11 protein-coding genes are annotated in these 12,527 nt (G+C 61.9%); all 11 read right to left on the bottom strand.

All coding sequences use genetic code 11. The annotated features are described in order from the left end of the window. Window positions 1–36: 36 nt before the first annotated feature. Window positions 37–825, bottom strand: a complete 789-nt coding sequence (locus BM382_RS23670; protein WP_011060009.1) for a ParA family protein — start codon at window positions 823–825, stop codon at window positions 37–39. A 50-nt stretch (window positions 826–875) separates the two neighbouring features. Continuing rightward, on the bottom strand, window positions 876–1,760 hold the full coding sequence (gene motD, locus BM382_RS23665; RefSeq protein ID WP_011060008.1) for a flagellar motor protein MotD: 885 nt from the start codon (window positions 1,758–1,760) through the stop codon (window positions 876–878). 2 nt (window positions 1,761–1,762) lie between these two features. Further along, window positions 1,763–2,503, bottom strand: a complete 741-nt coding sequence (locus tag BM382_RS23660; protein WP_011060007.1) for a flagellar motor protein — start codon at window positions 2,501–2,503, stop codon at window positions 1,763–1,765. Continuing rightward, window positions 2,503–3,624 (bottom strand): protein-glutamate methylesterase/protein-glutamine glutaminase, encoded by a 1,122-nt coding sequence (locus BM382_RS23655; protein WP_072444217.1) that lies wholly within the window; start codon window positions 3,622–3,624, stop codon window positions 2,503–2,505. Before BM382_RS23655 ends, BM382_RS23660 begins: the two co-directional genes overlap by 1 nt. 47 nt (window positions 3,625–3,671) lie before the next feature. Next, complete coding sequence (locus tag BM382_RS23650) at window positions 3,672–5,957, bottom strand: chemotaxis protein CheA (protein ID WP_065363385.1); 2,286 nt, start codon at window positions 5,955–5,957, stop codon at window positions 3,672–3,674. A 12-nt stretch (window positions 5,958–5,969) separates the two neighbouring features. Then, the gene (locus tag BM382_RS23645) at window positions 5,970–6,758 is read right to left on the bottom strand and encodes a protein phosphatase CheZ (protein WP_047284566.1); all 789 of its coding nucleotides are present in this window, start codon (window positions 6,756–6,758) and stop codon (window positions 5,970–5,972) included. A 30-nt stretch (window positions 6,759–6,788) separates the two neighbouring features. Then, entirely contained in the window at window positions 6,789–7,160 is a 372-nt protein-coding gene (locus tag BM382_RS23640; RefSeq protein ID WP_003183998.1) for a chemotaxis response regulator CheY, read from the bottom strand. A 165-nt stretch (window positions 7,161–7,325) separates the two neighbouring features. After that, the gene (gene fliA / locus BM382_RS23635; RefSeq protein WP_011060003.1) at window positions 7,326–8,066 is read right to left on the bottom strand and encodes an RNA polymerase sigma factor FliA; all 741 of its coding nucleotides are present in this window, start codon (window positions 8,064–8,066) and stop codon (window positions 7,326–7,328) included. Beyond that, window positions 8,063–8,893, bottom strand: coding sequence for a flagellar synthesis regulator FleN (fleN, locus tag BM382_RS23630; RefSeq protein ID WP_011060002.1), 831 nt, complete (start codon window positions 8,891–8,893; stop codon window positions 8,063–8,065). Before fleN ends, fliA begins: the two co-directional genes overlap by 4 nt. Window positions 8,894–9,011: 118 nt before the next feature. Continuing rightward, window positions 9,012–10,334 carry a flagellar biosynthesis GTPase FlhF gene (gene flhF, locus BM382_RS23625; protein WP_011060001.1) on the bottom strand — a complete coding sequence of 441 codons (1,323 nt, stop codon included), beginning with the start codon at window positions 10,332–10,334 and terminating at the stop codon, window positions 9,012–9,014. 11 nt (window positions 10,335–10,345) lie between these two features. Further along, a complete protein-coding gene (gene flhA / locus BM382_RS23620) occupies window positions 10,346–12,475 on the bottom strand; it encodes a flagellar biosynthesis protein FlhA (RefSeq protein ID WP_011060000.1) in 2,130 nt (709 codons plus the stop codon). Between the last annotated feature and the right edge of the window lie 52 nt (window positions 12,476–12,527).

The following is a 12,527-nucleotide window of genomic DNA, read 5'->3' as shown; positions in this document are numbered from 1 at the left end:
GGCCGGGCGGCGTGGCGACTTGAATAACGCTTCACGTCAAGCCACCTGCGCCACGAGCTGCTGGGCCAGCAAGTGCTTGAGCAAGGCCTTGTAGGCCAGTACGCCGCGGCTCTTGCCATCGAATTGCGAAGGGGTGACCCCGGCCCGGCTGGCGTCGCGCAGGCGGGTATCCACCGGAATGTAGCCTTGCCAGATCTCCTCGGGAAACTTGTCCCGCAGTACCCGCAAGGTGCCCAGGGAGGCCTGGGTACGGCGGTCGAACAGGGTCGGCACGATAGTGAACGGCAAGGGTTGCTTGCGCGAGCGATTGACCATGGCCAGGGTATTGACCATGCGCTCCAGGCCCTTGACCGCCAGGTGCTCGGTCTGCACCGGGATCACCAACTGCTGGCTGGCCGCCAGGGCGTTGACCATCAGCACCCCGAGCAACGGGGGGCTGTCGATCACCGCATAGTCGAAATCCTGCCACAGCTGCGCCAGGCTCTTGGCGATTACCAGGCCCAGGCCGCTCTGCCCCGGCGACTGGCGCTCCAGGGTGGCCAGCGCGGTGCTGGACGGCAACAGCGAAATACGCTCGTGGCTGGTACCCAGCAACAACTGGCCCGGCAGGTCCTGGGGCACATTGCCCTTGTGCAGGAACAGGTCGTAGCTGCTGTGCTCCAGGCTGTCCGGGTCATAGCCGAAGTAGCTGGTCATGGAGCCGTGGGGGTCGAGATCGACCACGACCACACGCTTGCCCGCCTCGGCCAGCAAGCCGGCTAAAGCGATGGAACTGGTGGTTTTACCGACACCACCCTTTTGATTGGCAACTGCCCAGACTCTCATTCGGTTGGTTCCTCCCGCCCGGCCACAGCGGGGCGAGACATAGCGCTAAGTTATAAAGCAGGTGACGGAGAATTGACGGCGCTTCCCTGTACCGGCGTTTTGACCGGGGTTGGTGCAGTTTGTGTGCCAGCACGCTTGAGTGCCGCATCCGGTGTTGCATGGGCGGTGCCGGTACCGGTCAGGCTGCGGCGCACATCCAGGTTGCGCGACACCACCAGCACCACCCGGCGATTGCGCGCCCGGCCTTCGGCGGTGGCGTTGTTGGCCACTGGCTGGAACTCACCGTAGCCCACCGAGGCCATGCGCGCCGGGTTCACCCCCTGCATCGCCAGCATGCGCACGATGCTCGCCGAACGGGCCGAGGACAGTTCCCAGTTGGTCGGGTACTGCGCGGTCTGGATCGGCAGGTTGTCGGTGAAGCCCTCGACATGGATCGGGTTGTCGAAGGGTTTGAGGATCTTCGCCACCTTGTCGATGATGGTGAACGCCTGGTCGCTGGGCATGGCATCGCCACTGCCGAACAGCAGGCTGGAGTTGAGTTCGATCTCCACCCACAGTTCATTGCCGCGCACGGTCATCTGGTTGGAGCTGATCAGGTCGCCAAAGGCTGCGCTGATGTCATCGGCGATGCTTTTCAGCGGGTCACTGGCCCCGGCGATGCCGGCGTCGGTCTGGTCGCTGTCCTTGACCAGGGGTTTGGCCGGGGTCACGGTCTTGGGACGCTCGTCACCGATGGGAATCGGCTTGAGGCTACGATCGGAGTCGGTGAAGACCCCGATCAAGGCTTCGGAAATGACCTTGTACTTGCCCTCGTTGATCGAGGAAATCGAGTACATGACCACGAAAAACGCGAACAGCAAGGTAATGAAGTCGGCGTAGGAAACCAACCAGCGCTCATGGTTGACGTGTTCTTCTTGCTGGCGACGACGGGCCATAATCAGTCCATGAAGCCTTGCAGCTTCAGCTCGATGGAGCGGGGGTTTTCGCCTTCGGCGATCGACAGGATGCCTTCGAGGAGCATTTCCCGGTAACGCGACTGGCGCAAGGCAACGGATTTCAGCTTGGCGGCGATCGGCAGCAGCACCAGGTTGGCACTGGCCACCCCATAGATAGTGGCGACGAAGGCCACGGCGATGCCGCTACCCAGCTGGGATGGATCGGCCAGGTTGCCCATCACGTGGATCAGCCCCATTACCGCGCCGATGATGCCGATGGTCGGCGCATAGCCGCCCATGCTCTCGAACACCTTGGCGGCCTCGATATCACGACTTTCCTGGGTATAGAAATCCACTTCGAGAATGCTGCGGATGGCTTCGGGTTCGGCACCGTCCACCAGCAACTGCAAGCCCTTGCGCGCATAACTGTCAGGCTCGGCATCCGCCACGCCTTCCAGGCCCAGCAGGCCTTCCTTGCGCGCGGTGAGGCTCCAGTTGACCACCCGGTCGATGCCGCCCGGCAGATCGACCCGGGGCGGGAACAGGATCCAGGCAAGGATCTGCATGGCCCGTTTGAAGGCGCTCAGCGGCGACTGCAGCAGTGCCGCGCCGATGGTCCCGCCGAGCACGATCAGTGCCGCCGGACCGTTGGCCAGGGCCGACAGGTGCCCCCCCTCCAGGTAGTTGCCACCGATGATGGCGACAAACGCCATGATGATCCCGATAAGGCTGAGCACATCCATCAGAGACAGGCCTCGACCAGGTGCCGGCCGATGTCGTCCAGGCTGTACACCGCATCCGCCAGGTTGGCCTTGACGATGGCCATTGGCATGCCATAGATCACACAGCTGGCCTCGTCCTGGGCCCATACCGCACTGCCGCCCTGCTTGAGCAGACGCGCGCCTTCACGACCGTCGGCGCCCATGCCGGTGAGCACCACCGCCAGAACTTTGTCGCTGTAGGACTTGGCCGCAGAGCCGAAGGTGATATCCACGCACGGCTTGTAGTTCAAGCGCTCATCGCCCGGGAGAATCTTCACCGCACCGCGACCGTCGACCATCATCTGCTTGCCGCCAGGCGCCAGCAGCGCCAGGCCCGGACGCAGGATGTCGCCATCCTCGGCTTCCTTGACACTGATGCGGCAGAGCTTGTCCAGACGCTCGGCAAAGGCCTTGGTGAAGGCCGCCGGCATATGCTGGATCAAGACGATGGGGGCCGGGAAGTTGGCCGGCAGCTGGGTCAGGACCCGCTGCAGCGCCACCGGGCCGCCTGTGGACGTACCAATGGCCACCAGCTTGTAGGCCTTGCGCTTGGGTGCCCGCGAATTCGCACTGGCCGCCGGCGCCGCTGTGCGGGCCGGAGCCGGTGCGGGAGCTGGCGAGCGCGAACTGGCGAAGCTCGAAGGAGCAGGTGCCGGCGCACTCGCCGGCTGTGGCGCCGGAGCACTGTAGCTGCTGAAGCGCCGATTGCTGCGCGAGATACTGTGGACCTTCTCGCACAACAACTGCTTGACCTTCTCGGGATTGCGCGAGATGTCCTCGAAGTTCTTCGGCAGAAAGTCCACCGCCCCGGCATCCAGCGCATCGAGGGTCACTCGGGCGCCTTCGTGGGTCAGGGAGGAGAACATCAGGACCGGCGTCGGGCAGCGCTGCATGATGTGCCGCACTGCGGTGATGCCATCCATCATCGGCATCTCGTAGTCCATGGTGATCACGTCCGGCTTGAGCGCCAGGGCCTGATCGATCGCCTCTTTACCATTGGTCGCCGTGCCGACGACCTGGATATTCGAATCCGCTGAAAGAATTTCCGAGACGCGGCGGCGGAAAAAACCCGAATCGTCCACCACCAGGACTTTGACTGCCATAAACACTCCGTTAGGTGGGGCGAGGCCAACCGCCCCTCCCCGCCGAATCAAATACGCCGTGCGGCGTAACGCTTGAGCATGCTCGGAACATCGAGGATCAGAGCAATGCGGCCGTCACCGGTAATGGTGGCGCCGGACATGCCCGGGGTTCCCTGAAGCATTTTGCCCAAGGGCTTGATGACCACTTCCTCCTGGCCCACCAGTTGATCGACGACGAAGCCGATCCGCTGGGTACCCACCGAAAGGATCACTACGTGGCCCTCGCGCTGCTCTTCATGAGCGGCGGAACTGACCAGCCAGCGTTTGAGGTAGAACAGGGGCAACGCCTTGTCGCGCACGATCACCACTTCCTGGCCGTCCACCACGTTGGTGCGCGACAGGTCGAGGTGGAAGATTTCGTTGACGTTGACCAGCGGGAAAGCGAATGCCTGGTTGCCGAGCATGACCATCAGGGTCGGCATGATCGCCAGGGTCAACGGCACCTTGATGACGATCTTCGAGCCCTGGCCCTTGGTCGAATAGATGTTGATCGAACCATTGAGCTGGGAAATCTTGGTCTTCACCACGTCCATGCCCACACCGCGACCGGACACATCGGAAATCTCGGTCTTGGTGGAGAAGCCCGGGGCAAAGATCAGGTTGTAGCACTCGGTATCGCTCAGGCGGTCGGCGGCATCCTTGTCCATCACGCCACGCTTGACGGCGATGGCGCGCAACACGTTCGGGTCCATGCCCTTGCCGTCATCGGAGATCGACAGCAGGATGTGGTCGCCTTCCTGTTCCGCCGCCAGCACCACCTTGCCGCCACGGGACTTGCCCGAGGCTTCGCGCTCTTCCGGCGATTCGATGCCGTGGTCCACCGCGTTGCGCACCAAGTGCACCAGCGGGTCGGCCAGGGCCTCTACCAGGTTCTTGTCGAGGTCGGTTTCTTCCCCCACCAGCTCCAGGTTGATCTCTTTCTTGAGCTGCCGGGCCAGGTCGCGAACCAGGCGCGGGAAGCGCCCGAAGACTTTCTTGATCGGCTGCATGCGGGTCTTCATCACCGCGGTCTGCAGGTCGGCAGTCACCACGTCGAGGTTCGACACGGCCTTGGACATGGCTTCGTCGCCGCTGTTGAGGCCCAGGCGCACCAGGCGGTTACGCACCAGCACCAGCTCGCCCACCATGTTCATGATTTCGTCCAGGCGCGCGGTATCGACACGCACCGTGGTTTCCGCTTCGCTGGCAGGCTTTTCCGCCGGCGGGGCCGCAGCGGCGGCGCGAGCCGGTGCCGGTGCCGCAGCAGGAGCAGCGGCAGCTTTCGGCGCCTCGGCCTTGGGCTCGGGCTTCTTCGCCGCCGGCTTGGCGACGGCAGCAGTGGCCGCCGCAGCCGGAGCCGCAGTAGCCGCGGCTGGCTTGGCCGCACCCGGGGTTTCGGAGAATTTGCCCTTGCCGTGCAACTCATCCAGCAGGGATTCGAATTCGTGATCGGTGATCAGGTCGCTGCCGGCTGCGGCTGCGCTTGGTGCGGCTGCGGCAGGAGCGGCTGGCGCCGCCGCCACGGCCGAATCCAGGGCCTCCACGGCGAAGTTGCCCTTGCCATGCAACTGGTCCAGCAATGCTTCGAATTCATCGTCGGTGATCTCATCACCTGCGCCAGCCGCACCACTGGTGGCACTGGCCGCGGCCGGTGCCACGGCATCCGGGGCGAACTGGCCCTTGCCGTGCAACTGATCGAGCAGGGATTCGAACTCGGCGTCAGTGATTTCATCGCTGGCCGGCTCGCCCTGGGCCGCAGGTGCGGCGGCAGGCGCTGCTTCGGCTTCGGCCTTGGCGGCATTCAGCGAGTCGAGCAACAGCTCGAATTCGTTATCGGTGATGTCCCCTGCCGGGCTTTCTTCAGCCACAGGCTCGGCAACCGGCTCAACCACCTCTTCCACAGCAGGTGCTGCAGGCTCGGCACCGGCAGGTTCGGCCAGGCGCGCCAGGGCCGCCAGCAACTCCGGTGTGGCAGCGGTGATTTCGGTGCGCTCACGGACCTGGCTGAACATGCCGTTCACCGCGTCCAGAGCTTCAAGCACCACGTCCATCAGTTCCGAGTCGACTCGCCGCTCACCCTTGCGCAGGATGTCGAAGACGTTCTCGGCGATGTGGCAGCACTCCACCAGCTCATTGAGCTGGAGGAAGCCGGCGCCCCCTTTAACAGTGTGAAAACCGCGAAAAATTGCATTGAGCAAATCCGCATCATCTGGCCGGCTTTCCAGCTCGACCAGTTGTTCGGACAGTTGCTCTAGAATCTCGCCGGCCTCAACCAGGAAATCCTGAAGGATCTCTTCATCGGCGCCGAAGCTCATTAATGGGTGCTCCTAGAATCCAAGGCTGGAAAGCAAATCGTCTACATCGTCCTGACCGGACATAACGTCTTCCCGTTTATCGGCATGAATCTGCGGACCTTCACCCTTGGCGAGATGTTTTTGCGGATCTTTTTCAGCGAGGATCGATTCACGGTCATGTTCGATACCGGCGAAACGATCGACCTGGCTGGCCATCAAGACGAGTTTGAGCAGATTGCTTTCGACTTCCGTGACCAACTGGGTCACACGCTTGATCACCTGACCGGTCAGGTCCTGGTAATCCTGCGCCAGCAGAATGTCGTTGAGGTGGCCGGAAACGGTACGGGTTTCCTGTTCGCTACGCGTCAGGAAACTGTCGACCCGGCGCGCCAGCTCGCGAAACTCTTCAGCGCCGACCTCGCGCCGCATGAAGCGCCCCCAGTCTGCGCTCAAGGCCTGGGCTTCAGTGCTCAGGCCGTTGACCAGCGGGGTGCTGCTCTCCACCAGGTCCATGGTGCGGTTGGCTGCGGCTTCCGTCAGCCGGACCACATAGGACAGGCGCTCAGTGGCATCCGTGATCTGTGAAACTTCCTCGGCTTGCGGCATGTGCGGGTCAATCTGGAAATTGACGATCGCGCTATGCAGCTCGCGGGTGAGCTTGCCCACTTCCTGGTACAGGCCGCGGTCACGGGTCTGATTGAGCTCATGGATCAATTGCACCGCTTCGCCGAACTTGCCCTTTTCAAGGCTTTCGACCAGTTCCAGCGCATGTTTTTTCAGGGTCGACTCAAAGTCGCCCAGTGAAGATTCGTTATGCTCCATAGCTCCCCCGTGGCGGAATGGCTACGCGTCTCAACCGATGCGTTCGAAGATTTTTTCGATCTTCTCTTTCAACGCCTGAGCCGTGAATGGTTTGACGACATAGCCGTTTACGCCGGCCTGGGCAGCTTCGATGATCTGCTCGCGCTTGGCTTCAGCAGTCACCATCAATACCGGCAGGTGCTTGAGTTTTTCATCGGCGCGCACGTGGCGCAGCAGGTCGATACCGGTCATGCCCGGCATGTTCCAGTCCGTTACCAGAAAGTCGATGCTCCCGCTGTTGAGTACCGGAATGGCGGTAGTGCCATCGTCGGCCTCGACCGTGTTGGTGAATCCCAGATCACGCAACAGGTTCTTAATGATCCGCCGCATCGTTGAAAAGTCATCAACGATGAGGATTTTCATGTTCTTGTCCAATTCGACCTCCAAGCAGTCTTAAACGCATCCAGCACCTGAACGCGCCATTCAATCAATCCGGCATAACACACAACGACTGCATGGAGCACATACTGCAAGACCGGTGCAGCGCTTGCTTCACCGGTCCTGAACGCAGTGTCCCCACACTGCCTGTCAGCGCGCTCGCCACTCCCCCAAACGCCCCCGCAAACGGGCTGCGCACTGGCTGTGTAACTGGCTGACCCGCGATTCGCTGACCCCCAGGACCTCACCGATTTCCTTGAGGTTCAGCTCTTCGTCGTAGTACAGCGCCAACACCAGTCGCTCGCGCTCCGGCAAATTGGCAATCGCATCCGCCAACGCGGCCTGGAAGCGTTCATCCTCCAGGTCTCGTGACGGCTCGAGATGAGCACTGGCGCCATCCTCATGCAGCCCTTCATGCTCGCCGTCCTGCAACAGGTCGTCGAAACTGAACAGGCGACTGCCCAAGGTGTCGTTCAAAATCCCGTAATAATCGTCGAGACTCAATTGAAGTTCGGCCGCAACTTCATGATCTTTAGCGTCACGACCGGTTTTAGCTTCAATTGCGCGAATCGCATCACTGACCATGCGCGTATTACGGTGCACCGAACGCGGTGCCCAGTCGCCTTTACGAACCTCGTCGAGCATCGCCCCACGGATACGGATACCCGCGTAGGTTTCGAAACTCGCCCCCTTGCTCGCGTCGTATTTGGTCGACACTTCGAGCAAACCGATCATCCCGGCCTGAATCAGGTCTTCTACCTGAACACTGGCCGGCAACCGCGCCAGCAGGTGATAGGCAATACGCTTGACCAGAGGCGCGTAGCGCTCGATCAATTCGTACTGGCTGTCACGCGCCGACTTCTTGTAGAGGTTGTAGCCACTGGCAGTCATAGCACCGGTCCCGCTGTTTGATGCACTAGCCGCTCGACAAAAAACTCCAGATGCCCGCGTGGGTTCGCCGGCAACGGCCAGGTATCGACTTTTTGCGCGATGGCCTTGAACGCCAATGCACACTTCGAACGAGGAAAGGCTTCATAGACCGCACGCTGCTTTTGCACGGCCTTGCGTACGCTTTCGTCGTAGGGAACTGCGCCGACGTATTGTAAGGCCACGTCCAGGAAGCGATCCGTGACCTTGGTCAATTTTGCAAACAGGTTGCGACCTTCCTGAGGGCTCTGAGCCATGTTGGCCAGGACCCGGAAACGGTTCATGCCGTAGTCGCGGTTGAGCAGCTTGATCAGCGCGTAGGCGTCCGTGATCGAGGTCGGCTCGTCGCACACCACCAGCAGTACTTCCTGGGCCGCGCGGACAAAGCTGACTACCGAGTCACCAATACCCGCAGCGGTGTCGATCACCAGCACATCGAGATTGTCGCCGATATCGCTGAAGGCCTGGATCAGGCCAGCGTGCTGCGCGGGGCTCAGGTGCACCATGCTCTGGGTGCCCGAGGCGGCCGGTACGATGCGGATGCCTCCAGGGCCCTGGAGCAGCACATCGCGCAGTTCGCAACGACCCTCGATGACGTCGGCCAGGGTATGTTTGGGAGTCAGGCCCAGCAGGACATCGACATTGGCCAGTCCCAGGTCGGCATCCAGCAGCAAGACCCGCCGGCCGAGCTCAGCCAGAGCCAGGGACAAGTTCACTGACACATTAGTCTTGCCGACGCCACCTTTGCCGCCGGTCACCGCAATCACCTGTACGGGATGCATGCTGCCCATGTTCTTTCTTTACCTTGTCTTACTTAGACGGGGCCACATAACTGGCTGCGCGTTCACCATTGGAACAATGCATGGCAGACCATCGATGTAGATACACTGCAATCTATTCATGATTACCTCAGCCAACCCGTTTGGACGGGCTGTGGTAAAGGTCAGCGAACATGTCGGCCATGGCTTCCTCGCTGGGTTCTTCCTGCATCTGTACGCTTACCGCGCGACTCACCAGCTGATGCCGGCGAGGCAGGTGCAGATCGTCAGGAATCCGCGGACCATCAGTGAGATAGGCAACCGGCAGTTCATGACTGATAGCCAGGCTCAACACTTCGCCAAGACTGGCTGTTTCATCAAGTTTAGTCAGGATGCAACCGGCCAGGCCGCAGCGTTTGTAGCTGTGGTAGGCGGCGGTCAGCACCTGTTTCTGGCTGGTGGTAGCCAGTACCAGATAGTTCTTCGCACGAATGCCACGACCGGCCAGGCTCTCCAGTTGCATGCGCAACGCCGGATCGCTGGCCTGCAGGCCGGCGGTATCGATCAGCACCACGCGCTTGCGCAGCAGCGGATCCAGTGCCTGGGCCAGGGACTGGCCCGGGTCCACATGGGTCACCGACACATTCAGGATGCGCCCCAGGGTCTTGAGCTGCTCCTGGGCGCCGATGCGGTAGCTGTCCATGCTCACCAGGGCAATGTTCTGCGCCCCGTACTTGAGCACGTAGCGCGCCGCCAGCTTGGCCAGGGTGGTGGTCTTGCCCATGCCGGCCGGGCCGACCATGGCGATCACACCGCCCTCTTCCAGAGGCTCGACTTCCGGGGTCTGGATCATTCGCGCCAGGTGCGCCAGCAACATGCGCCAGGCCTGACGGGGTTCGTTGATTTCGGTAATCAGTGCCAGCAGGTCACGGGCCAGCGGGCCCGACAGGCCGATGCGCTGCAGGCGACGCCAGAGGTTGGCCTGCTCCGGACGGCTGCCCTGCAATTGGCTCCAGGCCAGGGAGCCGAGCTGCACTTCCAGCAGTTCGCGCAGACCGTTGAGCTCGAAACGCATCGAGTCCAGCGCCCGCGTATCGGCAGGTGGCGCTGCTGGAGCCGGCGCCGGGCGCGGACGCTCGGTCAGGGTCGGCTCGATCAGGGGCTCGGCCGCGGTCAACGGCAGGCCGGCGAACAGCTGGCGATTGGTGATCGAGGCACTGTCGCCCTCGCCCCGCAGGCTCAGTTCAGCCTGGGCGGTGACAATCCGCGACTGGGTCTTGCGCAGCTCGTCCTCGAGTTCCATGTTCGGAACCCGTGGCGACAAGGCCGACAACTTGTAATCCAGCGCAGCCGTCAGCTCGACACCGCCGGCGATCCGCCGGTTGCCGATGATGGCGGCTTCAGCGCCCAACTCATCACGAACCAGTTTCATGGCCTGACGCATATCGGCGGCGAAAAAACGCTTAACTTGCATAACCCACTACCTCAGCCGTTGGGCCCTACTGTCGCAACGATGGTCACTTGCTTGTTGTCCGGAATTTCCTGGTACGCCAGCACATGCAAACCCGGGACGGCGAGACGGCCGAACCGCGAGAGCATGGCGCGGACCGGCCCCGCTACCAACAGAATCACCGGTTGACCTTGCATCTCTTGACGCTGCGCCGCATCGATCAGCGAACGCTGCAGCTTCTCTGCCATGCTTGGCTCCAGCAGAACGCCTTCTTCCTGGCCTTGTCCTGCCTTCTGCAGACTGCTGAGCAAAATTTGTTCCAACCTTGGCTCCAAGGTGATCACAGGCAGCTCAGACTCAGTGCCTACAATGCTTTGGACGATGGCACGAGACAATCCGACGCGTACCGCGGCAACCAAAGCGGCAGTATCTTGACTCTTGGCGGCATTGTTGGCGATGGCTTCGGCAATGCTGCGGATGTCGCGTACCGGCACCTGCTCGGCCAGCAGCGCTTGCAGGACCTTGAGCAACTGCGACAGCGACAGCACGCCCGGCACCAATTCCTCGGCCAGCTTCGGCGAACTCTTGGACAACACTTGCAGCAACTGCTGGACCTCTTCGTGGCCGATCAGTTCGCTGGAGTGCTTGTACAGAATCTGGTTCAAGTGGGTGGCGACCACGGTACTGGCGTCCACCACGGTGTAGCCCAGGGACTGCGCCTGCGGCCGCTGGCTGATTTCGATCCACACCGCTTCCAGACCAAAGGCCGGGTCCCGAGCGGAGATGCCGTTGAGCGTGCCATAGACCTGCCCCGGGTTGATCGCCAGCTCGCGATCCGGATAGATCTCCGCTTCGGCCAGGATCACCCCCATCAGGGTCAGGCGGTAGGCGCTCGGCGCCAGGTCCAGGTTGTCGCGGATATGCACCGTGGGCATGAGAAAGCCCAGGTCCTGGGAGAGCTTCTTGCGCACCCCCTTGATCCGCGCCAGCAATTGCCCGCCCTGGTTGCGATCCACCAGGGGAATCAGGCGGTAACCGACTTCCAGGCCGATCATGTCGATCGGCGTCACGTCGTCCCAACCCAACTCCTTGGTTTCCAGGGCACGGGCCGGGGAAGGCAGCAGGTCCTGTTGACGCTGGACCTCTTCCAGAGCCTTGACCTTGACCTGGTTCTGCTTTTTCCAGACCAGGTAAGCGGCGCCACCGGCCACGGCCGCCAGGCTGAGAAAGGAGAAGTGCGGCATGCCCGGCACCAGCCCCATCACGGCCATCAGGCCGGCTGCCACCGCCAGCGCCTTGGGCGAAGCAAACATCTGCCGGTTGATCTGCTTGCCCATGTCTTCGGAACCCGAAGCCCGGGTCACCATGATCGCCGCCGCAGTGGACAGCAACAGTGATGGCAATTGCGCCACCAAACCGTCACCGATGGTCAGCAAGGCGTATACCCGGCCCGCATCGCCAAAGCTCATGTTGTGCTGGAAGATACCGACGGCCATGCCGCCGATCAGGTTGATGAACAAGATCAGCAAACCGGCGATGGCGTCACCACGCACGAATTTGCTGGCACCGTCCATGGAACCGTAGAACTCGGCCTCCTGGGCCACTTCGAGACGGCGCAGCTTGGCCTGGTTCTGGTCGATCAGGCCGGCGTTCAAGTCAGCATCGATGGCCATCTGCTTGCCGGGCATGGCGTCCAGGGTGAAGCGCGCGCTCACCTCGGAAATACGGCCGGCACCCTTGGTCACCACCACGAAGTTGATGATCATGAGGATCGCAAAGACCACGATACCGACCACGTAGTTGCCGCCGATCACCACCTCACCGAAGGCCTGGATCACCTTACCGGCAGCGGCGTGGCCCTCCTGGCCATGGAGCATCACCACCCGGGTCGAGGCCACGTTGAGCGCCAGGCGCAGCAGCGTGGCCACCAGCAGAATGGTGGGGAACACGGCAAAGTCCAGCGGCCGCAGGGCGTACACGCACACCAGCAGAACCACGATCGACAAAGCGATGTTGAACGTGAAGAACACGTCCAGCAGGAACGCCGGGACCGGCAACATCATCATGGCCAGCATGACCAACAGCAGCACCGGCACACCCAGATTGCCTCGACCGAGGTCAGCCAGGTTGCTGCGAGCCGTGTTGATTAACTGAGAGCGATCCACCGATTTACCCCGTTCCGTAAAGCAAACTTTTGACGCCTGAAGCGGCACGGGG

The sequence above is a fragment of the Pseudomonas sp. NFPP25 genome (genome assembly GCF_900116505.1).
GTDB classification, from domain to species: domain Bacteria; phylum Pseudomonadota; class Gammaproteobacteria; order Pseudomonadales; family Pseudomonadaceae; genus Aquipseudomonas; species Aquipseudomonas protegens.
Note: the sequence above shows the minus strand (reverse complement) of the source record. Positions and strands in the feature narration are given on the sequence as shown.

Excerpts from the sequence above, each read along its gene's own strand:
- BM382_RS23640 (WP_003183998.1), bottom strand. The coding sequence starts at position 7,160 with ATGAAAATCCTCATCGTTGATGACTTTTCAACGATGCGGCGGATCATT.
- BM382_RS23650 (WP_065363385.1), bottom strand. The coding sequence starts at position 5,957 with ATGAGCTTCGGCGCCGATGAAGAGATCCTTCAGGATTTCCTGGTTGAG.
- motD (WP_011060008.1), bottom strand. The coding sequence starts at position 1,760 with ATGGCCCGTCGTCGCCAGCAAGAAGAACACGTCAACCATGAGCGCTGG.
- BM382_RS23645 (WP_047284566.1), bottom strand. The coding sequence starts at position 6,758 with ATGGAGCATAACGAATCTTCACTGGGCGACTTTGAGTCGACCCTGAAA.
- BM382_RS23660 (WP_011060007.1), bottom strand. The coding sequence starts at position 2,503 with ATGGATGTGCTCAGCCTTATCGGGATCATCATGGCGTTTGTCGCCATC.
- BM382_RS23670 (WP_011060009.1), bottom strand. The coding sequence starts at position 825 with ATGAGAGTCTGGGCAGTTGCCAATCAAAAGGGTGGTGTCGGTAAAACC.
- fliA (WP_011060003.1), bottom strand. The coding sequence starts at position 8,066 with ATGACTGCCAGTGGCTACAACCTCTACAAGAAGTCGGCGCGTGACAGC.
- flhF (WP_011060001.1), bottom strand. The coding sequence starts at position 10,334 with ATGCAAGTTAAGCGTTTTTTCGCCGCCGATATGCGTCAGGCCATGAAA.
- fleN (WP_011060002.1), bottom strand. The coding sequence starts at position 8,893 with ATGGGCAGCATGCATCCCGTACAGGTGATTGCGGTGACCGGCGGCAAA.
- BM382_RS23655 (WP_072444217.1), bottom strand. The coding sequence starts at position 3,624 with ATGGCAGTCAAAGTCCTGGTGGTGGACGATTCGGGTTTTTTCCGCCGC.